The 21,531-nt window shown below is 60.5% G+C and carries 18 protein-coding genes and 2 tRNA genes; 5 read left to right on the top strand and 15 right to left on the bottom strand.

Going from position 1 to position 21,531, the window contains the following annotated elements; translation table 11 throughout:
• The first annotated feature begins 48 nt into the window (after nt 1-48).
• Entirely contained in the window at nt 49-1,023 is a 975-nt protein-coding gene (locus AC1DY9_RS17125) for an NADPH:quinone oxidoreductase family protein (protein ID WP_457278822.1), read from the top strand.
• 87 nt (nt 1,024-1,110) lie between these two features.
• Here the strand turns inward: AC1DY9_RS17125 and AC1DY9_RS17120 are convergent.
• From AC1DY9_RS17120 to AC1DY9_RS17095, 6 genes are all read right to left on the bottom strand, one after another.
• A tRNA-His gene (locus AC1DY9_RS17120) sits at nt 1,111-1,186 on the bottom strand.
• Between the two features lie 36 nt (nt 1,187-1,222).
• A complete protein-coding gene (locus AC1DY9_RS17115; protein WP_477667122.1) occupies nt 1,223-3,148 on the bottom strand; it encodes a SurA N-terminal domain-containing protein in 1,926 nt (641 codons plus the stop codon).
• Between the two features lie 87 nt (nt 3,149-3,235).
• Nucleotides 3,236-3,311 (bottom strand) — tRNA-Val (locus AC1DY9_RS17110).
• Nucleotides 3,312-3,328: 17 nt separating this feature from the next.
• A complete protein-coding gene (locus AC1DY9_RS17105) occupies nt 3,329-3,601 on the bottom strand; it encodes an HU family DNA-binding protein (protein ID WP_007874140.1) in 273 nt (90 codons plus the stop codon).
• Nucleotides 3,602-3,867: 266 nt separating this feature from the next.
• Nucleotides 3,868-4,962 (bottom strand): tartrate dehydrogenase, encoded by a 1,095-nt coding sequence (locus tag AC1DY9_RS17100; RefSeq protein WP_457279772.1) that lies wholly within the window; start codon nt 4,960-4,962, stop codon nt 3,868-3,870.
• A gap of 39 nt (nt 4,963-5,001) precedes the next feature.
• The gene (locus tag AC1DY9_RS17095; RefSeq protein WP_457278824.1) at nt 5,002-5,907 is read right to left on the bottom strand and encodes an alpha/beta fold hydrolase; all 906 of its coding nucleotides are present in this window, start codon (nt 5,905-5,907) and stop codon (nt 5,002-5,004) included.
• 160 nt (nt 5,908-6,067) lie between these two features.
• Here AC1DY9_RS17095 and AC1DY9_RS17090 point away from each other — a divergent pair, with 160 nt between their 5' ends.
• Entirely contained in the window at nt 6,068-7,045 is a 978-nt protein-coding gene (locus AC1DY9_RS17090; protein ID WP_457278825.1) for a LysR family transcriptional regulator, read from the top strand.
• Here the strand turns inward: AC1DY9_RS17090 and AC1DY9_RS17085 are convergent.
• From AC1DY9_RS17085 to AC1DY9_RS17070, 4 genes are all read right to left on the bottom strand, one after another.
• A complete protein-coding gene (locus tag AC1DY9_RS17085; RefSeq protein ID WP_457279773.1) occupies nt 6,990-7,868 on the bottom strand; it encodes a DMT family transporter in 879 nt (292 codons plus the stop codon). The genes AC1DY9_RS17090 and AC1DY9_RS17085 overlap by 56 nt on opposite strands.
• Nucleotides 7,869-7,953: 85 nt before the next feature.
• Nucleotides 7,954-8,520 carry a CDP-diacylglycerol--glycerol-3-phosphate 3-phosphatidyltransferase gene (gene pgsA, locus AC1DY9_RS17080; RefSeq protein ID WP_457278826.1) on the bottom strand — a complete coding sequence of 189 codons (567 nt, stop codon included), beginning with the start codon at nt 8,518-8,520 and terminating at the stop codon, nt 7,954-7,956.
• Nucleotides 8,521-8,661: 141 nt separating this feature from the next.
• Entirely contained in the window at nt 8,662-10,671 is a 2,010-nt protein-coding gene (gene uvrC / locus AC1DY9_RS17075) for an excinuclease ABC subunit UvrC (protein ID WP_457306539.1), read from the bottom strand.
• 84 nt (nt 10,672-10,755) lie between these two features.
• Nucleotides 10,756-12,273 carry an esterase-like activity of phytase family protein gene (locus AC1DY9_RS17070; protein WP_457278828.1) on the bottom strand — a complete coding sequence of 506 codons (1,518 nt, stop codon included), beginning with the start codon at nt 12,271-12,273 and terminating at the stop codon, nt 10,756-10,758.
• A gap of 122 nt (nt 12,274-12,395) precedes the next feature.
• Here AC1DY9_RS17070 and earP point away from each other — a divergent pair, with 122 nt between their 5' ends.
• From earP to AC1DY9_RS17055, 3 genes are all read left to right on the top strand, one after another.
• The gene (earP, locus tag AC1DY9_RS17065) at nt 12,396-13,541 is read left to right on the top strand and encodes an elongation factor P maturation arginine rhamnosyltransferase EarP (protein WP_477667121.1); all 1,146 of its coding nucleotides are present in this window, start codon (nt 12,396-12,398) and stop codon (nt 13,539-13,541) included.
• 116 nt (nt 13,542-13,657) lie between these two features.
• Nucleotides 13,658-14,212, top strand: coding sequence for an elongation factor P (gene efp, locus AC1DY9_RS17060; RefSeq protein WP_457278830.1), 555 nt, complete (start codon nt 13,658-13,660; stop codon nt 14,210-14,212).
• 108 nt (nt 14,213-14,320) lie between these two features.
• Nucleotides 14,321-15,184, top strand: a complete 864-nt coding sequence (locus AC1DY9_RS17055) for an LOG family protein (protein ID WP_457278831.1) — start codon at nt 14,321-14,323, stop codon at nt 15,182-15,184.
• Here AC1DY9_RS17055 and AC1DY9_RS17050 read toward each other — a convergent pair.
• From AC1DY9_RS17050 to pncB, 5 genes are all read right to left on the bottom strand, one after another.
• Entirely contained in the window at nt 15,162-16,382 is a 1,221-nt protein-coding gene (locus AC1DY9_RS17050) for an MFS transporter (protein ID WP_477667120.1), read from the bottom strand. The genes AC1DY9_RS17055 and AC1DY9_RS17050 overlap by 23 nt on opposite strands.
• Nucleotides 16,383-16,406: 24 nt before the next feature.
• Nucleotides 16,407-17,762, bottom strand: coding sequence for a DNA recombination protein RmuC (locus AC1DY9_RS17045; RefSeq protein WP_477667249.1), 1,356 nt, complete (start codon nt 17,760-17,762; stop codon nt 16,407-16,409).
• 45 nt (nt 17,763-17,807) lie between these two features.
• Nucleotides 17,808-18,794: a 2-hydroxyacid dehydrogenase gene (locus tag AC1DY9_RS17040; RefSeq protein WP_477667119.1), complete on the bottom strand. Its 987-nt coding sequence runs from the start codon at nt 18,792-18,794 to the stop codon at nt 17,808-17,810.
• A gap of 14 nt (nt 18,795-18,808) precedes the next feature.
• Complete coding sequence (locus AC1DY9_RS17035; RefSeq protein ID WP_457278834.1) at nt 18,809-20,218, bottom strand: sodium:proton antiporter; 1,410 nt, start codon at nt 20,216-20,218, stop codon at nt 18,809-18,811.
• Between the two features lie 64 nt (nt 20,219-20,282).
• Entirely contained in the window at nt 20,283-21,470 is a 1,188-nt protein-coding gene (pncB, locus tag AC1DY9_RS17030; protein WP_457278835.1) for a nicotinate phosphoribosyltransferase, read from the bottom strand.
• Nucleotides 21,471-21,531: the final 61 nt, after the last annotated feature.

Genomic DNA, 21,531 nt, shown 5'->3' with positions numbered 1-21,531 from the left:
CTGTTTCTTCTGTACCTGTCGCAGCATTCCTTCTATCGGAGACATTCCATGCAAGCCTGGCTTTGTGAAAACCCCACCGGCGTAGACGCCCTGACCTGGAAAGAATTGCCCACACCGCAACCCAAGGCAGGCGAAGTGCTGATTGAGATCAAGGCCGCCAGCCTGAACTTTCCCGACCTGCTGATCGTGCAGAACAAGTACCAGATGAAACCACCCCTGCCCTTTGTGCCCGGCTCCGAATACGCCGGCGTGGTCCAGGCGGTGGGCGAAGGCGTCACGCACCTCCAGGTAGGTCACAACGTGGCCTGCCTCTCCGGCACCGGGGGGTTCGGCACGCACACCCTTGCACCGGCGGCCCTGTGCATGCCCTTGCCCAAAGGATTTCCCTTCGTGGACGCGGCCGCTTTCATCATGATTTACGCAACTTCGTGGCACGCCCTGATGGACCGCGCACAACTCAAGGCCGGTGAAACCGTCCTGGTGCTGGGTGCTGCAGGCGGTGTCGGCACCGCAGCCATACAGATTGCCAAAGCCGCCGGAGCCCGCGTAATCGCAGCCGCATCGACCGATGAGAAATGCGCCCTTTGCGCGTCCATTGGCGCGGACGCCACCATCAACTACACCACGAAAAACCTGCGTGACGAAATCAAGGCACTGACCGAAGGCAAGGGACCTGACGTGATTTATGACCCGGTCGGCGGCGAGTTTAGCGAGCCGGCTTTTCGCTCCATCGCGTGGCGGGGCCGTTACCTGGTGGTGGGCTTTGCTTCGGGACCCATCCCGTCCCTGCCGCTCAATCTCACGCTGCTCAAGGGCGCATCCATCGTCGGCGTGTTCTGGGGCGACTTCGCCAAGCGCGAACCCAAGGCCAATGCGGCCATGATGGCCGAGCTGGCCGGCTGGTATGCCCAAGGCAAGATCAAGCCGGTTATTGACCGCACCATGCCCATGGCCGAACTGAAAGCTGCCTATGCCCACATGGGCTCACGTGGCGTGAAGGGCAAGCTGGTCATGGTGAACTAGGGCCTGGCCCGCCTGTGCAAGGCAGCCGCGCCAGGCCCCCAAATGAAAAAGTCCCGCGAGCCTTGCGGCAAGCGGGACTTCAAATAGTGGGGTGGCTGATGGGGCTCGAACCCACGACAACAGGAATCACAATCCTGGACTCTACCAACTGAGCTACAGCCACCGGAGCCCTGCATTATAGCGGCAAAGCCGCTGCAATTTACTGGGTGACGACTTCTTCTGCGCCAGCCTTGGCGACAGGAGGCTTTGCCGCCAGGATTTTCGTCTTGAAGCGTTCTTTCAGGCCGTTGTAATACGCCAGATTTTCTGCGGCGGTCCACCACTGCGTGTACTGGTTGCGTTCCTGCTTGGCGGCCGCTTCAAGCGGCGCCTCGCGCGGAACCACCTTGTTGACCTTGATCACGACGTAACCTTGTGCGCCGAGGCTAACCCCGGCAAATGCCGGCAAGGCAGCCGCGTCGGCACGGAGCGCCGCATCGATCACCGGATTGGGAAGCTTCTGGGTTTGCTCACGCGACACGACCACCGGTGCGGCCAAAGCGGTTGCAGACGCCGGGGCGGCCTTCCAGGCAGCCAGCTTGGCCTCGCCCTCCTTGCGCGCTTCTTCGGCGCTGCGCTGGGCAACCCAGCGCTGGCGCACGACATCTTTCACTTCGGCAAAGGGTTGGGTGCGTGCCGGGGTGTACTGGGTGATCCGGCCTGAAACCAGCTGGCTGGGCGCTGTCTCTATGGCTTCGGTATTGCGCTTCTTTTCGATCGCATCCGGCGAAAAAAGTGCGCCCAGGAATTTCGGATTGGACAGCACGCCAGCCGCACCGGTTTTGGGCTGCCGGGCCACATTGCTGGCCGCCTTGACTTCAAGCTTCAGCTTGTCCGCCACGGGCTTGAGGCTGTCGGGCTGCTCATAGACACCATTGGTGAAGACATCGGCAACTTCAGCAAATTTCTTCTGGGCTTCCTGCTTGCGGAGGTCGGCTTCCAGCTGCGGTTTCATTTCTTCGAACGCGGGCCGCTTCGGTGCCTTGATGTCCGTCAGCTTGATGATGTGGTAACCGAACTCCGACTCCACGACATTGCTGATGTCGCCTTTTTTCATCGCAAAGGCGGCGTCCTCAAATGGCTTGACCATCGAGCCGCGCGCAAAGAAATCGAGATCGCCGCCGGAAGGTGCCGAACCAGTGTCCTGCGAGTTTTTGCGTGCCGCATCGGCAAAAGTATCGGGCGCCTTCCTGACCTGCGCCAGCAATTCCTCTGCTTTGGCTTTCGCTTTTTCGCGATCGGCTGCCGAGGCAGTCTTGGGCGCTGCAATCAGGATGTGGCTTGCCCTGCGCTCTTCGGTGCCGCCCAGGCGCTGGATATTTTGCTCATAGTAGGTCTTGAGATCGGCCTCGTTGACCGTGACCGTCTTTTTAACAGTCTCGATGTCGAGCACCACGTATTCAATGTTGGCCTGTTCTGGCGCCTGAAAGAGTTTCTCGTTGGCTTTGTAGAACTGCTCAAGGTCGGCATCGGTCGGTGCCAGTTTGGCTGCCATATCGGCAGCATCAAAACGGGCCAGCTGGATTTCGCGCTTCTCGAAATAGGCATTGAGCGACAGATCAGCCGCAGCATTCGTGGCGAAGCCGCTTGCACCAATACCGCCCAGCACCTGCCGGCTCGGCAGCCCGGCCTTGACATTGGCCTCAAAGATTTCCGGCGTCATGCCCTGCGATGCCAGCAACTGGCGATAGCGCTCCATATCGAGCTTGCCGTCCGGGCCTTTCAGGGCGGCGATTTCCGGGATTTTCTGCAACTCGCGGGCCAGATAGTCGTCGGTGACATGGGCAGCAGCAGCAACCACACGGTCGCGCACCAGGCGCTCCAGCGTCGCGTAGCGTGCCTGCGGCGTATCGAGCAGTTTGACGTCAATCGACGGCATGGAGGCGCGTATACGCTGGACTTCGTTCTGGTGGGCCTGGTCCCATTCGGGCTGCGTGATGTCTTTTCCGTCGACAACGGCAACGACCCCGCTGTTGTTCCCGGAGGGACCATTGCTGTTCATGCCCACCAATATAAAGGACGGAACAATCAGCAAAAACAGCAACGCCATGGTGACTTTGGTGTGCTTGCGAATGAAATCAAACATCTCGAACTTCCTGTGCTGCAACAGCTTTACGAACAAACCGGGAGCCAACAACAAAAAAGGCGAACCATGTTCGCCTTTTTTCGTGGGTGGTGGGTGCTGACGGGCTCGAACCGCCGACCTACGCCGTGTAAGGGCGCTGCTCTACCAACTGAGCTAAGCACCCCACGTTGAGTTTCCGTTTCAGTTCAAAGCATCCTTGAGAGCTTTGCCTGGACGGAACTTTGGAACCTTGGCAGCCTTGATTTTAATCGCATCGCCGGTACGCGGATTGCGGCCGGTGCGCGCAGCACGTTTTCCCACGGCAAAAGTGCCGAAACCCACCAGAGACACGGAGCCTCCTTTTTTCAGGGTTGTTTTCACAGCGCCAATGGTTGACTCCAGCGCGCGCGTGGCGGCAGCTTTGGAAATATCAGCATGCTTGGCAATGTGCTCGATCAGTTCAGTCTTGTTCACAAGGAGCCCCTCGTTGATAAAAAGTTAATCTGGTTGTCTCTAAAAAATATCTCCCGGGACACTGTGTTGAGTGTGTCAGCGGGAGCGGCATGTGCAGTTTTCTGCTGATTCCAATTAGAGCCATGGACTCTTGACCTGTCAATACAGCAGCAAGTTTTTACAACGTGCGGAGGCGGATTCTAGACGGTTTTTCAGCGCTTTCACGGCTTAATCGTAAGCATGATGTGTAATTTTCATGCTTGACAAAAGCCGTCTTTATGACGGTTTCAGGAAGCGGACAGGGCCTCGGCGACGGCCTTGCCAAGGTCTGTCGTCCCGGCTTTTCCACCCAGGTCCGGGGTGCGCGGCGCACCGCTTCCAGGGCTCAACACCTTTTCAATTGCAGCGAGGATGCCGTCATGCGCATCCTTGTGCCCGAGGAACTCCAGCATCATGGCACCACACCAGATCTGCCCGATAGGGTTGGCAATGTTGCGGCCCGCAATGTCGGGCGCCGAGCCGTGCACCGGTTCGAACAGCGAAGGAAACTTCCGATCAGGGTTCAGGTTGGCGCTGGGCGCAATGCCTATGGTGCCCGTGCAGGCCGGCCCCAGGTCACTCAGGATGTCGCCGAAGAGATTGCTGGCCACCACCACATCGAAGAAGTCCGGGCGCTGCACAAAATGCGCGGTCAGGATGTCGATATGGAATTGATCCAGGCGGACACCCGAATAGTTTTTTGCCATCTCGGCCACGCGCTCATCCCAGTAAGGCATGGAGATGGAAATGCCGTTGGACTTCGTCGCACTGGTCAGGTGCTTCTTGGGACGGGACTGGGCGAGTTCAAAGGCGAACTTCAGGACGCGGTCCACGCCGATGCGGGTGAATACCGACTCCTGCAGGACAAACTCGCGCTCCGTACCGGGAAACGCCCGCCCGCCAATACTGGAATATTCGCCCTCGGTGTTTTCACGGACGATGTAAAAATCTATTTCACCAGGTTGACGCGCGCTCCCGTCACGCCGGACCACCGGCGCAATGATGCCGGGCATCAGCCGTGCAGGCCGCAGGTTGATGTACTGGTCAAACTCACGCCTGAACAGCAGCAGCGAACCCCACAGTGAAACATGATCGGGAATTTTCGCGGGCCATCCCACAGCGCCGAAGTAGATCGCGTCATGGCCGCCCACCTGGTCCTTCCAGTTGTCCGGCATCATCTTGCCGTGCTTTTCAAAGTAGTCCCAGCTTGAAAAATCGAAATGGTCGAACTGCAGGTCGATGCCGTACTTGACGGCCGCAGCCTCCATCACACGCACACCTTCTGGCATAACCTCTTTGCCGATACCGTCGCCTGCGATGACGGCGATGCGTTTTTTTCCGATGCTTTTGCTCATGGTGTTCCTTTTTGAATGTAGTTGGCGTTAATTTGACCCGTTGAGAGCCGCTGATTCAGGTTTGAAAAAATCCAGTGCTTCTGCCAGCAGCAACGCCGGCGCTTCTTCTGCAATGTAGTGACCGCAAGGCAAGCTTCGGCCCGAGACATCTTTCGCACGGTCCCGCCAGAGATTCAGTACATCAAAGCATTGGCCCACCGCGCCATGCTCGCCCCACAACACGCGCAGCGGCTGCGCCAGGCGCAGGCCGGCAGTAACGTCCGCGCGGTCGTGCTCCAGGTCGATCGTGGCAGAGGCCCGGTAGTCTTCGCAGATACTTTGAGCGGTGCCGGGGATTTGCGCGCAGCGTTCGTACTCGGCCAATGCGGCTGGCGCAAAAGCCGCAAGGCCCGCATGGCGCTTGCCCATTACGCTGCGTACATACCGTACCGGATCGGACTCGATCAACGCTTCGGGCAGCGGCGGCGGCTGGATCAGGAAGAACCAGTGCCAGTAAGCGCGCGCAAAGGCATTCGTCGTGTTGTCATACATGGCCAGCGTGGGCGCAATGTCAAGCAGCATCAACCGCTGAACCGCCCCGGGATGATCCGACGCAAGGCGATGGGCCACGCGCGCGCCGCGGTCGTGCGCCAGCACCTGGAACCGTTCGAACCCATGGTGACGCATGACTGCGACGGCATCCAGCGCCATCGCGCGTTTGGAATAGGCCTCGTGCGCCGAATCACCGGCAACCCGTGCGGAGTCACCGTAACCGCGCAGGTCCATCATCACGACGGTGAATTTTTTCGCAAGCGTTCCCGCGACCAAGTGCCACATCGCGTGGGTTTGCGGGTGCCCGTGGAGCAACAGAAGTGGCGCCCCTGCGCCGCCCCGCAGGGTGTGCAAGCTGCCGGCCGGGCCGTCGACATCGCACGAAACGAAATTCTCAAACATCAATCAGTTGCCTTGGTTCATCTTCGGGTAATCAATTTCCCGGTGCTCCGGTGTTGAATGCCTTGAACGATTTTTAGATCTTTGCCTGATTTTGTAGAAGAGTGGCATCCAATACAAGCAATAATCAGGCAATCAATTATTTCCAAAAAGGAATTAATCAATGGAACGCAGCGACCTTGAACTGGTGCTTGCCGTTCGCGACCACGGGAGCCTGGCGGCCGCAGCGCAAAGCCTGGACGTGGCGCCGCCGGTCGTCACCAAGCGGCTTGCCGCACTGGAGGCCAGGCTGGGCCAACGCCTGTTCCAGCGCACGACCCGGCGCGTCAGCCCCACCGCCGAAGGCGAAACAGTCTGCGAACGGGCCATCATTCTCCTGCAGGGCTTCCATGCGCTTGAGGCAGAGTTGCAGGAACGAAAAGCGGAGCCCACCGGGCTTATCCGGCTGGCTGCAACTTTTGGGTTCGGCCGCCGGTGGCTGGGGCCTGCGCTGGCGGAATTCCAGGAGCGTTATCCGCGTGTCGAGATACAGCTGGAGCTCACCGAGCATTTGCCCGACCTCGCGCTGGAGGGTTACGACGGCGCCATCTGGCTCTGGTCGATACAGGGTCGGCAGGCGGCCCAGTGGGTGTCACGCCGTCTTGCGCGCAACCAGCGCATCATGGTGGCCTCGCCCCGCTACATAAAACAACACGGTTCACCCGCCAGCCTGGAGGCCTTGCAGGACCATGCCTGCCTGATCGTGCGCGAAAACGGCAATGCCCCGGGACAGCGTTTTGATGTCTGGCCGCTGCACAGGGAACGCGAGAAGACCGCGGTGCGCGTTCGCGTGCACGGCCCGCTGGCCAGCAATTCAGGGGAGCTGGTACGCGACTGGTGCATGGAAGGCCGCGGCATCATGCTGCGCAGCCTTTGGGATATTGCACCGCATATCGCATCGGGCCGGCTCGTACGCGTTTTACCGGCCTATTCAATGCCAGACGCCGACATTCACTGGCTGGCCCCCTACCGCCCAGACCAGCCACGCCGTATTCGCCTGCTGATTGACCACCTGGTCGCACAGTTTCAGGAAGCGCCCTGGAAAACTACGCTGCCGCCGGCTTCGCGGCCCGCACCACGAGGCTCACGCCCAACGCCGTGAGCGCAGTGCCGGCAATCGTGCTGAGCGTAATGGGCTCCTCAAACAACAGCCATGCCATCAGGGCGGTCGTTGGCGGAACCAGATACAGCAGGCTGGTCACGGCTGTAGCTGCGCCACGCTGAATCAAAAGGTAAAGCAGGGAGCTTCCTCCCAGCGTGAGCACCAGCACCGACCACGCCATGGCGCCCAGAACCTGGTGGTTCCACGTGATCGCTTCAGTTTCAAACAGCGCAAGCGGCAGGGTCACCACGAAAGCAGCGGCCAGCTGAATGGCATTGGCACTGCGCACATCGGCAGGTTTGACAAAACGTTTCTGGTAAAGCGTTCCCGCAGTGATGCTGAACAACGCAAAGACCGTGCAGGCCAGCGTCAGCGCCGTCACTTCATGGCCCGTGCCGAATTTGCGCGAAACCACCAGTAACAGCCCGCCTAGCCCAAGCGCCAGACCGGTCCACTGGCGTGAAGTGACCTTGGCCTCGCCGCCGTTTGTCTCGGGCGAGGCAACCCACGAAACCCAGAGCGCCGTCAACACTGGCTGAAGTCCGACAATGAGTGCGGTCAAGCCCGAACCCATGCCCGACTTCACGGCAATCCAGACGCCACCCAGATAACCGGCATGCATCAACACGCCGGCCATGGCCAGATGCAGCCATTGCGCCCGGCCTTGCGGCCACGCGGCCCGGGCCAGCACGATCCAGACAAGGAAGCAAACAATCGACAGGAAATAACGGATCGCCAGGAAAGTCAGCGGCGGCGCATACGGCAAGCCATATTTGGCGACGATAAAGCCGGTGCTCCAGATCAGCACAAACACGGCGGGCATGGCCCGGATCAGCGCATCGGAAGAGGATGAAGAAGAGGAAGAACTCAAGGACAGAAGCCTTAGAACGGCAACACCAAGGGCAGGACTACTTGGCGCGCGCGCGGATTTCCGGGATGGCTTTTTTCAGGTAATAAATCATGGACCAGACCGTCAGGATGGCGGAGATCCAGATCAACCAGGTGCCCCATACGTGCGTGTTGATCACGCCGAACAGCACGCCGTCGAACAGCAGGAAAGGGATGGCAATCATCTGCACCGTGGTCTTGACCTTGCCGAGCATGTGCACGGCCACGCTTTTGGTCGCGCCAATCAGGGCCATCCACTCGCGCAGCGCCGAGATGGCGATCTCGCGGCCGATGATAATGAGCGCCACGAACACGTCGGCACGCTGCAGGTGCACCAGCACCAGCAAAGAGGCGCAGACCAGGAACTTGTCGGCCACCGGATCAAGGAAGGCGCCGAAGGAAGAAGTCTGGTTCAGCTTGCGCGCCAGAAAGCCGTCYAGCCAGTCGGTTGCGGCAAACACGACGAACATCACGGTGGCAATCAGGTTGCGTTCCGTGGGCGCCAGGTTCAGGTAGAACACCCCCACGATCAACGGAATCGCAACGATGCGGGTCCAGGTCATCAACGTAGGGATGGTCAGAAACATGCCCCGATTTTGGCATGAGCCGTGCGGTGGTGCCGGATAGCGGTGCAAAGCACGCCAAAACAGTGCGTTCCGTTGCACAAATACATCTGAGCAAATTTCAAAGAACTGCTGCCCGAAACAGGGCACGCAACCGATGCTGCCTCAATGCAGGGCGCGGTAGATTTCCTCGGCCAGGTCCTTCGAAATGCCATCCACCGTGGCAATGTCTTCCGCGCTGGCCGAAGCGATGCCGCGAATGCCGCCGAAGCGCTGCAACAAGCTGGCGCGCCGCTTGGGGCCAATGCCGGCAATGTCCTCAAGCTTGCTGCCGCCCACCCGCACCTTGGCGCGCTTGGCCCGCATGCCCGTGATGGCGAAACGGTGGGCTTCGTCGCGGATCTGCGCGATCAGCATCAACGCTGCTGAATCCCGCCCCAAATAGACCTTGTCGCGGCCGTCCGCAAACACGAGCTCTTCGAGGCCAACCTTGCGGCCCTCCCCTTTTTCAACGCCGGCAATCAGGCCCAGGTCCAGGCCCAGTTCCCCGAACACCTCACGCGCCATCGACACCTGCCCCTTCCCGCCGTCGACCAGCACCAGGTCGGGCAGTTTGGCCTCCCCATTGCGTGCGGCTTCAGCCAGCCGGGTATAGCGGCGCATCAGCACCTGCCGCATGGCGGCGTAGTCGTCGCCTGGCGTGATGCCTTCGATGTTGTAGCGGCGGTATTCGCTGTTGACCATCTTGTGCTCCTGGAACACGACACAGGAGGCCTGTGTCGATTCACCGGCCGTGTGCGAGATGTCAAAACATTCGATGCGAAGCGTATCGAGGTTGTCGAGCGGCAAATCAAGCGCCTCGGCCAGCGCGCGCGTACGCGCCTGCTGGGAGCCCTGTTCGGCCAGCAACCGGGCCAGCTGCAGGCCGGCGTTCTTCTGTGCCATTTCCAGCCAGATGCGGCGCTGCTCACGCGGCTGGTGGATGGCCGTGACCTTGGTACCGGTCTGCGCTGTTAGTGCCTCCATCAGTTCCTTGTCCACCGGCTCGCTGCACACCAGGGTGGGTGGAACCGGCACATCAATGTAATGCTGCGCGATGAAGGCTTCCAGCACCAGGGCCTCAAGTGACTTGCCCACAGGTGCAGGCACAGGCGCAGCACTTTCACCGGCTGCCTCGGCTTGCGCAGCCTGCCTGGCGTCCGCATCGATCTCGGCATCCAGCGCCGCGACGTCGGTCGCGTTCTCCACATGGCTGGGGAAGTACGCCCTGTCACCCAGGTGGCGGCCGCCGCGCACCATGGCCAGGTTGACGCAGGCCTTGCCGCCCTGAACTTTCACCGCCAGGATGTCGACGTCCTTGTCGCCGCCGATTTCCATCGACTGCTGGTGCAGCACCTTGGACAGCGCCGACATCTGGTTGCGCAGCTCTGCGGCCTGCTCAAACTCCAGCTTTTCGGCATGCACCAGCATTTTTCTCTCGAGCTCGGTCAGGATGTCCTGGGCCTGGCCTTGCAAAAAGCGCTCGGCATTGGCAGTGTCCAGCGCGTACTGCTCGGGTGACACATGGCCCACACAGGGTGCGGAGCAGCGCTTGATCTGGTACAGCAGGCAGGGCCGGGTGCGGTTGTTGAACACCGTGTCTTCGCAGGTCCGCAGCCGGAACACCTTTTGCAACAGCAAGATGGTGTCTTTCACCGCCCAGGCGCTGGGGTACGGGCCGAAGTAGCGGTGCTTTTTCTCGACCGCGCCGCGGTAATAGGCAATGCGCGGAAAGACGGCAGCCGTGGGCGCAGCGCCTTCTTCGGCCGGACGCGCGCCTGTCAGCTTGAGGTAGGGGTAGCTCTTGTCGTCCCGAAACAGGATGTTGAATTTCGGGTTGAGCGTCTTGATCAGGTTGTTTTCGAGCAGCAGCGCTTCAGCTTCCGAGCGCACCACCGTGGTTTCCATGCGGGCGATCTTGGTCACCATGTGGCCGATGCGCGTGCCGCCGTGGTTCTTCTGGAAGTAGTTGGAGACCCGCTTCTTCAGGTTGCGCGCCTTGCCGACATACAGCACGCCGCCTTCCGCATCGAAGTAACGGTAGACGCCCGGCAAGGCGGGCAGCGCGGCCACTTCGGCCAGCAACTCGGGCGTATGTCCGGCGGGTAACTTTTCAGCGGGGGAACGTTCAGGCATACCCCTATTTTGCCGCGTACCGGCGCTTCAGAAGAAAACCCTGACAGGACCGATACCCTTTTGGAGCCGACCCAACAAAGGGATTCAGTCCGGCCGATAGTCCAGGAGCTTTTTCGGGAACCTGATCAGCCACAGGCGGGTTGGCTTCTCGTCATCACTGCCATTGACGATTTCATACTTGAGCGGCGCTGCACCTTTGCATTTTTTGCCCTCCAGGACACCGGCGGCATTCACGCTGCAGTCATCGATCTTGACGGCCTTGCCGGCCGCATCGACGATTCGCGCGGACACACCAAAGTCGTTGTCGTTGATCAGCGCCAGCGTATCGTCGTTCACCAGGGCCAGGCCTTCGGCCTTCTCTGGAAGCCAGCCGAACTGGAGCTTTCCGCTTGCATCCTTCTTGCGCAAATCGAGGATTTCCAGCCGCTTCGCAGGGGAAACCCCGATGGCCGACAGTTCGCTCAAAGCGCCGGCATATTCCAGCTCCAATCCACCTGCCAGTTTCTTGCCGCTTAAATCCGTGGCCTGGGCCACATCCACCGCCACCAGCAGGTTGTGCACCTCACCATCGGCCTTGAATTTGCCTTGCTCGATCAGCACAAAGCGCGTGTCACTCAAGGCGACGATGTCGCCAATCTTGGCGTCCTTGCTCTTACCGTACCGGGTCACGTCGTGCGGATAGGCAAACATGCGGGTAGCCCCATTGGCGGGATTGAATTCCACCAGACGGGTAAAGAGCGCCTTGCTGGTATGCCGGGCCGACAAACCACTCCCCATATCTGGCATTTCCAGAATGCTTTGAATGGCCATGACCAGCTTGCCGCCGGGCGTGATGGCCAGGCCTTCGCAGCCGCGATTCGGCTGGCGGAATTGAATCACGGCAGGCAAGCCGTTGGCCGGCGCGAATTTGGCCGCAATACGGCCGCTCTCAACCGCCACCTTGATCAGATACGGGCCGTATTCATCACAAATCCAGACGTGTTTGCCATCCGGGTCCATGGCGATGGCTTCCGGGTCAATGCCATGGGCGTCGAAGGCCAGGCTGGCTTGCAGCGTTTCGGTCAAGGGCGTTTCACCCGAAGAGCCAATACCGCCCTGCACCGGGCGGCCGCTCACATTCACACCCTCTGCAGTTTTGATGTCAGTCACCGACACCAGTTCAGCCACCCCATTCCTGACGCGGATCAGGCCAAACTTGGGCGCGTAATCGGGTGCGGGAAAGGCCTTGGTCTTGTTGGCCGAAGTCGCACCGCTGCTGTCAAGGTCGGGCGAGTCGCCGTTGGGGCCGCGATCAGTCAGCGCATAAAACCACAAAGTGCCGTCGGCATCCTTGTTGCGCAATGTCAGCCCCGAGCCGGGCGCTATGGGAAAACCTTGAGGAAAACGCTGTCTGATGCCCACGTCCGCACCGGTGTAAGGCACGTAAAAGCGGGTCGCAACCTGCAGCACATGCCTGGTCAGGACCACACCCTCAACGACAGACGTTTCCGCCTTTTCCAGGCTTGCCTGCGCCCACGATGAAGCGCTACCGCCGGCGCACAAGGCCAGCCCCAGAATAGCGGCCATGGCCCGTGCACGCATCACCGATTTAGATAAAACCACGATGAACTCCATTTCAAATTGATGACGGCTTGTACCCAGCCTGGGTGACATGGCTGTGACAGGGGGAGCACGCCACGCCGCAGCATGAGGGCCGGCATCGCGGCTGCATCACAATACCCGCCATGGCTGCAGCACGCGTTTGGGACATTTTTTGCAAAGTCATCGACAACTTCGGGGACATTGGTGTGTGCTGGCGTCTGGCCGCCGACCTGGCCTCGCGCGGGCACAAGGTGCGGCTCTGGGTGGATGACGCATCCGCGCTGACATGGATGGCCCCCGGGAGCTGTAAAGGCGTACAGGTATTTCCCTGGCCATCCGGTGAACAGCCCCTGAACCTGGACGCCGCAGGGCTCGCCGGGCAACCCTGCGATGTGCTGATCGAGGCCTTCGGCTGTGAAGTTGCTCCTGATTTCATAGCTGCTTGCGCTCGTCTGCATTGGGCTGGAGGCCAAAAACCCGTCTGGATCAATCTCGAATACCTGTCTGCCGAGGACTACGTGGGGCGCTCCCACGCCATGCCTTCGCCGGTACAAGGCGGACCGGCTGCCGGCTGGACCAAGTGGTTTTTCTACCCGGGCTTCACGGCTGATACCGGCGGGCTGCTGCGTGAGTCAGGCCTGCAGGACAAGCAGGCAGGCTTTGACCGCGCCGGCTGGCTGAAAACCCACGGAATCCACTGGGGTGGCGAAACCCTGGTGTCCCTGTTTTGCTATGAGCCCCCCGCGCTCGAAGGCCTGCTGGCGCAATTTACGGAACACGGCTTGCAAGGCAAACCGGTGCATCTGCTGGTGGCCGCGGGGCGTGCCGCCAACGCCGTTCGTGCCCTGTATGATGATAAGAATCGGCTGCAACCCAATAAGGGCGGGCGCAAGCAGCTATCAATTTCATACCTCCCCCTGCTGACGCAAACCGGGTTTGACCACCTGCTCTGGGCCTCGGACCTGAACTTCGTGCGCGGCGAGGACTCGGTGGTGCGGGCGCTTTGGGCAGGCAAGCCTTTCGTCTGGCACATCTATCCGCAGCATGACAACGCCCACCTGGCCAAACTGCAGGCCTTCCTGGAGATGCTCCAGGCGCCGCCCTCCCTGCGGGCTTTTCACGCCGCCTGGAACGGCAAAACAGCGCCGCCACCTACCGCCGGCGGCCCGGCGCCCTTCCCCATTGACCTGCCGGCCTGGCAAGCAACAGCCCAGACGGCCCGCTCCCGCCTGATGGCCCAAGACGACCTGGGCACCCGGCTGCTCGGTTTCGTGACAAAAAAACGTTAAAATCATAGGCTTTGCAGAACAGCCTGAAGGTCGACCAGACTTTGGCGTCCTGCACAACCCGCCGCGGAACCTGCACACCGGTGCATGCGTTTAGCGGCCTACTCAGTGAAACTGCTATGAAAATCGCTCAAGAAATCCGCGCCGGCAACGTCATCATGAACGGCAAAGACCCGATGGTGGTGCTCAAGACCGAATACAGCCGCGGCGGGCGCAATTCCGCCACCGTGCGGATGAAGCTCAAAAGCCTGGTCGCCAACTTCAACACCGAAGTCGTGTTCAAGGCCGACGACAAGATTGATCAGGTCATTCTGGACAAAAAGGATTGCACCTACTCTTACTTCGCCGATCCGCTGTATGTCTGCATGGACTCCGAGTACAACCAGTACGAAGTCGAAGCGGAAAACATGGGCGATTCGCTCAACTACCTGCAGGACGGTATGGAACTGGAAGTGGTGTTCTACGACGGCAAGGCGATCTCGGTCGAACTGCCCACCAGCGTTCAGCGCGAAATCACCTGGACTGAACCCGCCGTCAAGGGCGATACCTCCGGCAAGGTTCTGAAACCCGCCAAGCTCGCTACCGGCTTTGAAATCGGCGTGCCGATTTTTGTGGCCCAGGGCGACCTGGTTGAAATTGACACCCGCACCGGTGAATATCGCAAGCGCGTGTAATCCCGCTTCTGCCCTCCGCAAAAAGGCTCCTCACGGAGCCTTTTTTTGCTTGTGCGGGCCCCAGTTCCCGAAAAGCAGCCGCCCCGCCTGATCGTTCACAATAAGCTCATGGAACAAAAACAAGACTTATCCGTCAGCCGCCTGGCCAACGCCTGGGCCGAACTGCAGGCCCACGCACGGGAAGGCACACCGCTGGAAGCCGACGCCTCGCGGCTGGCATTTGCCGACCCGGAGTTTTTGCTGCGGCGTGAAACACGCGGGATCCGCTTCCAGCTGGAACTGCTTAAACCCGACCTGGAACAGCAGGCCCATGGCATTGAAAACACAGTGGTCGTTTTCGGCAGCGCCAGGTTTCGCAGCGAGGAAGATTCCGTCACCATGGTGGCCGAAGCCGAGGCAGGTGGTGATGCCGAAACCATAGACCGCGCGCGAAAACTGGCGCGCAATGCCCACTATTACGAAAAAGCCCGCGCCTTCGGCAAGCTGGTGGCGCAGTACAGCGAGACAAAACCGCCCGAGACCAAGCTCTTCATCTGCACCGGCGGCGGCCCGGGCATCATGCAGGCAGCCAACCGGGGCGCGCACGAGGCCGGCGGGCTCAGTGTGGGCCTGGCGATCGCCCTGCCCATGGAGGAAGCCGCCAACCCTTATGTGCCGCCTGAGCTGTCATTCAAGTTTCACTACTTCGCGCTGCGCAAAATGCATTTCATGATGCGTGCCAAGGCGCTTGTGGTGTTTCCGGGTGGTTTCGGCACGCTCGACGAACTGTTCGAAGTCATCACGCTGGTGCAGACCCGCAAGGCCAAGCCGGTGCCCATCATCCTTTTTGGCAGCAGCTACTGGAAGCGCCTGCTCAACACCGACATGCTGGTGGAAGAAGGCGTGATCTCGCCCAACGACCTCAAGCTCTTTCAGTACGTGGACGACGCACAGGTCGCCTGGGACCTGATCAAGGATTTTTACCGTCTGTAGGCCCGGTTTCGGGATGGTGCCCGCCATGGGCAGACATGCTGTCCTTGAGCAGCCACGCCGCGCGTGAACCCGCGCCTACCATGGCCCCGGTGACCCAGAAGACCCCGCCAATTCCCATCAACGCACCGGCGGAGCCAAACAACATGGGCATCACCACGCTGGACGCATTGATCGCCATCAGGCGCAGCCCCAGCGCTTCGCCGTGGCGTGCTTCCGGTGTGATCTGGTGCAGCATGCTCATCACCATGGGTTGCACCATGCCCAGCGCAAGGCCCAACAGGATGGAGCACAGGCCCATGCCGATCGCCGAATGCATCAACGGGTAGATGCCGAACAGTGCGGCTGTCGCCAGCATGGAGACCGCCAGCACCTTCCACTCGCGCAGATGGGCCGCCACCAGCGGCATCACCATGCGGATCAAAGCCGCGGCCACCGCAAACGATCCCAGGATGGTGCCTATGACCGAAGCACTGATGCCGCGCTCAAAACCCAGCACCGGCACCACAAAGGTGTGGACGTCCCAGCAGGACGACAAAAACCAGTTCACCAGCATGAGGCGGCGAAAGTTGGCCTGGCGCAGCAAATCCCAGGCCTTGGGCTGCACCCCGCCGCTGGCGGCAATCACCGGCGGGAGCTCGCGCGTCTTGCGTACCAGGAACCAGCAGGCCAGCGGCAGGATCGCCATCAGCAAAAACGCCGCGCGGTAGCCGGAAGTGCTTCCCGGCACGGCACCCACATGGTCGATCAGCAGGCCGGCGGAAAACGGTCCAATGAAATTGGATACCGCCGGACCAATGGCCAGCCAGCTGAACACCTGGCGCAACTCCAGTGCGCCGACCGCCGCGCGGCCCACGTGGCGCTGCAGGGAAATCACTGCTGCGCCGGTGGCGCCGCCCGTGAGCAGCGCCGCCAGACACAGCACCGGGAACACCGGAAAGGCCACCGCAGCCCCGGCTCCCAGCACCGCAGCGAAGACGCTATACCGGATCGGGCGCCTGAGGCCATGCCGGTCGGCGAAACGGCCGGCCGGCAACGCCAGGAAGACTTGCGTCAGGGCAAACAATGCAAGCAGCACTCCCACCGCCGCGGGGCTGTAGCCCTCGCGCAACGCCAGCAGCGGCGCCGCCATGCGCGTGCCGGCCATGCAGGCGTGCAGGCAAATCTGCGCCACGATCAGGCGTGCGAGTTCAGGCGTCATGACGCACAGCTCATGCGGTGCGCATCAGATGTTGTCCAGGTCTTTGTCAAGCGGGTCCAATGGGAGCAGGCGGGCAGAATCGATTTCCGGGAGCGCTTCGACATTGCGCAGGGCTTTGCCCATGACACGGCTGCGCTGCTCGGCACTGCTCAGTGTGTTGAGCACGGTTTCGGTCTGCGACTTGACCTTGGCCAGCACGTCGCCGAACTTGCCGAACTCTGTCTTCACCGCACCCAGCACCTGCCAGACTTCGCTGGAACGTTTTTCCAGCGCCAACGTGCGAAAACCCATCTGCAGTGAATTGAGCATGGCCAGCAGCGTTGTCGGGCCGGCCAGCGTGACACGGTGGTCGCGCTGCAGGAACTCCATCAGGCCGGGCCGGCGCAGCACTTCGGCATAGAGGCCCTCAGTCGGCAAAAAAAGAATCGCAAAATCGGTGGTGTAAGGCGGGTCTATGTATTTCTCGGAGATCGACTTGGCCTCCAGGCGTATGCGCGTCTCCAGCGCTTTGCCGGCGATTTCAGCACCCAGCACGTCGGCGCGCTGCTGCGCATCCAGCAGGCGCTCGTAGTCTTCGTTCGGAAATTTCGCGTCGATGGGCAGCCACAGGGGTTCACCCGAATCAGACCGGCCCGGCAGCTTGATGGCGAAGTCGACCGGATTCTTGCCGCCGCGGCGGGTAATGACCTGGGCCGCGTACTGGTCGACGGTGAACACCTGTTCCAGCAAGGCCGACAGTTGCGCTTCGCCGAAGATGCCGCGTGTTTTCACATTGGTGAGCAAATGCTTGAGGTCGCCCACGCCCTGCGCCAGCGTCTGCATTTCACCCAGGCCCTTGTGCACCTGCTCGAGCCGGTCGGCCACCTGCTTGAAACTTTCGCCCAGGCGCGTCTCCAGCGTCGTCTGCAGTTTCTCGTCGACCGTCTTGCGCATCTCATCGAGCTTGGCCGAATTGGTTTGCTGCAGTTGCGCCAGCTGTTTTTCCAGGGTCTCGCGCACTTCACCCATGCGCCTGGCGTTGGACTCGCTGACGGACTGCAGCTGAGTGGTCAGGGTATCCGACAGCGTTTTTTGCAGCAGGGTGAGTTGCTGCGAAAACGCGTCGATCTGCGTGTTCTGCGTGCGGATCGCTTCGGCGCTTTGCTGCACCAGCGTTTGCTGGAAGGTGGCGAAGGTAGTCGCCAATTCCTGCCGGCTGCTGCGCGAGTTGTCACCGATTTCGCGCCGCAATTCGCGCTCGAGCTTGTCGTGGCCTGCCGCGATGTTCGCCAGCAGCTCGACGCGGCCCGTATCCGTTTGTTCGGCGGGCTTGCGCAGCAGCAGCCAGACCAGCAACAGCAGGTTGGCCACCAACAAGGCAATCATCAGCCAGGATTCCATCATGTGTTCATTGTCCGCTTGCTGCTCCTACTTGTTCTACTTGCTTCATTTTCCGGCCAGCACCGCAGGGTTGAGTGGGGTCAACGGTTTCTTGCCACCAAAAAAGGCAATCAGGTTGTCAGCGGCCAGGCTGGCCATGGCCAGGCGCGTGGGAATGGTGGCGCTGGCGATATGCGGCGTCAACACCACATTGGGCACGGTCAACAAATCAGGATGCACCTTGGGCTCGCCCTCGAACACATCGAGCCCGGCCGCTGCGATGCGCTTGCTCTTCAAGGCCGCAGCGAGTGCGGCATCGTCGACGATACCGCCGCGCGCGATGTTGATCAGGTTGGCAGTGGGTTTCATCAATGCCAGTTCTGCGGCGCCAATGGTGTGGTGGGATGAAGGCGAATACGGCAGTACCAGCACGAGGTGATCTGCGGTCTTGAGCAGTTCTTCCTTGCCGACGTAGCTGGCTTTGCATTCTGCCTCCAGCGTTGCATCCAGGCGCGAGCGGTTGTGGTAAATCACCTTCATGCCAAATCCATGGGCACCGCGTTTGGCAATGCCCTGCCCTATGCGTCCCATGCCCAGGATGCCCAGCGTCGCGCCGTGGATGTCGGAGCCCGCAAACATGTCGTAGCTCCATTTGGTCCATTTGCCGGCGCGCAGGTAATGCTCGCTTTCGGTCACGCGACGGGCCGTGGCCATCAGCAGGGCAAAACCGAAATCAGCGGTGGTTTCGGTCAGGACATCCGGGGCATTGGTGGCCAGCACGCCGGCAGCGGTCATGGCGTCGATGTCGAAGTTGTTGTAGCCCACCGCCATGTTGGCGCAAATTTTGAGCCCCGGGCAGGCGGCCAGCACCTCCGCGTCGATTTTGTCGCCGCCCGTGGTGAAGGCGCCGTCCTTTCCCTTGAGGCGCTCGGTGAGGTGGGCCTTGGACCAGGTCTCGTCGGCCTGGTTGGATTCAACCTCGAAATGCTGCTCCAGGCGGGCAATGACTTCGGGAAAAACTGCGCGGGCAACAAGAATTTTGGGCTTGCTCATGAAAAATTACTTCCTTACTTGAACCAGATAAAGGTCATGATGACGAAGAGCGGCACCAGGATAGAGCAGGACCAGGCCATGTAACCGAAGAAACCGGGCATCTTGATGCCGCGGTCTTCCGCGATGGCCTTGACCATGAGGTTGGGCGCATTGCCGATATAGGTGTTCGCGCCCATAAAAACCGCGCCTGCCGAGATCGCAGCCAGCGTCGGTGCCAGTGTGGTCATCAGCGTGGCCGGATCACCCCCTGCGGTGTTGAAGAACACCAGGTAGGTGGGCGCGTTGTCCAGGAATGAGCTGAGAAAGCCAGCGGCCCAGAAATACATCGCCGGATCGGGCTGGCCGTCCGGTCGCGTCACAGCCGAAACCACGGAACCAAAAGGACCATTGACGCCTGCTTTGAGCATGGCGATCACCGGGATGATGGTGAGGAAAATGCCGGCAAATAATTTGGCGACTTCCACCATCGGCCCCCAGGAAAACTGGTTGTCCGCATGTACTTTTTCCGCAGTGATCTTGAGCGACAGGAACGTCACCAGCACAAGGCCAACATCGCGCACGAGGCCCGGCAAGCCGACTTCCGTCCCCATGAGATGAAAGGAGGCGGGTGACTTCCAGAAGCCGCTGAGCAGCACCAGGGCCACGATCGCCGCCAGAAGCGCGAAGTTGGCCGCACCGTCAAACCCAAACTGCCGGGTGTCCGGCGTAGGGTCTACTTTCAGCACACCTTCACGGCGAAAGAACCAGCCATCCAGCGCGTAGAAGATGGCCAGCAGGCTGCCCACCAGAAAAAGCGTCTCCGGAAATATCTGTTTGACCGTCCAGAAAAAATCAACGCCCTTCAAGAAGCCAAGGAACAGGGGTGGATCGCCCAATGGCGTGAGTGAACCGCCTGCATTGGACACAATGAAAATAAAAAACACAATCACATGGGCTCTGTGCACGCGATTGTCATTGGCCCGGATAAGGGGCCTCAGCATCAGCATCGATGCACCGGTGGTGCCCATAAAGCTCGCCAGCACGGCGCCAATGGCCAGGATCGCAACGTTCAAGGCCGGACTGCCGTGCAGGTTGCCGCGAATATGGATCCCGCCAGCCACCGTGAACAGCGCAACCAACAGCACAATAAAGGGGATGTATTCGGCCAGCAGCGCGTGCACCAAGCCGGAAAAAGCAGCAGAGCCACCGTACAGCGCGGCAAACGGCACAAAAAAGGCCAGCGTCCACGCTACAGCAACCTTGCCATAGTGGTGGTGCCAGAAAGAAGGCGCCAGCAGCGGCATGACTGCAATCGACAGCAAAATTCCAGCGAACGGCACCGCCCACAAGGCTGACAGCCGGCTACCGTCAAGTTCAGCGGCAAACGAGAGGCTTGGCAATAACAAAAGCAGCGCCAGCGCCACCAGCTGTTGTGGAGGTTTCATGATGTTCCGGTTCTTTTTTATCGTTACGCATCCATGCTAGACATGCCAATCGGACGGATGAAAGTCATGCAATCTCAAACACCTGCCGCAAATACGCCAGGTATTTTTCGTCGTCGCACATGTTCTTGGAAGGTGTGTCAGACAGCTTGGCCACGGGTTGGCCGTTGCAGCGGATCATCTTGATCACGATCTGCAGCGGCTCGTAGCCCAGGTCATTGGTGAGGTTGGTGCCGATGCCGAAGGCCAGCTGGCAGCGGCCCCTGAACTGCTGGTACAGCTCGATGGTGCGCGGCACCGTCAGGCCGTCGCTGAAAATCAGCGTCTTGGTCTGCGGGTCGACCCGGTTCTTGGTGTAGTGCGCAAGCATGCGCTCGCCCCACTGGAACGGGTCGCCGCTGTCGTGGCGGGCGCCGTCAAACAGCTTGCAGAAGTACATGTCGAAATCGCGCAGGAAGGCACTCATGCCGTAAACATCCGACAACGCGATCCCGAGGTCGCCCCGGTATTCCTTGGCCCATGACTCGAAGCCAAAGACCTGGCTGTCACGCAGACGCGGCCCCAGCGCCTGGCAGGCCTGCAGGTATTCATGCGCCATGGTGCCTAGCGGCGTCAGGCCGAGCTTCATGGCAAACAGCACATTGCTGGTGCCGGCGAATTGGCCACCCACCCCCGTGCCCAGCCGCGTCACCAGGGTGCGCAGCACTTCTTCGTGCCAGGCTTTGCCAAACCGGCGGCGTGTACCGTAATCGGCGATCTTGAGCGTTCGCAGGCCTTGCGTCTGCAGCTCGCCAATTTTGGTCTCCAGGCGCTTGCGCCCCTCGGCCAGGTCCGCCTTCTTTTGCGTGTTGCGAAAGTAGACCTCATTGATGATGGCCAGCACCGGAATCTCAAAGAGGATGGTGTGCAGCCAGGGGCCCTTGATGGACACGTCGATCTCGCCCGAAGGCAAGGCCGTGACGCTGACGTATTTTTCATTGAGCCGGAAGATGCCGAGGAAGTCGACAAAATCGCTCTTGATGAAGCGCATGGCCTTGAGGTAAGCCAGCTCAGCGTCCTGGAAACGCAAGCTGCACAGGCCACGGATTTCTTCCCGTATCTCGGTCACATAGGGCGCCAGATCACCAATACCCGGAGCGCCGGCGTTGCGGCACTTGAAGCGGTATTCCACCTCGGCGCCCGGAAACTGGTGCAAGACCACCTGCATCATGGTGAACTTGTACAGATCGGTGTCGAGCAGGCTGGTGATGATCATGGGGATCGCTTGAGGGCCGCGGCGCCAGGGCGCCTTGGCGGTTAATCAGGTGAACAGGCCC

The organism is Polaromonas sp. P1_F6, assembly GCF_056405695.1.
This window is presented reverse-complemented; position numbering and strand designations above follow the sequence as displayed.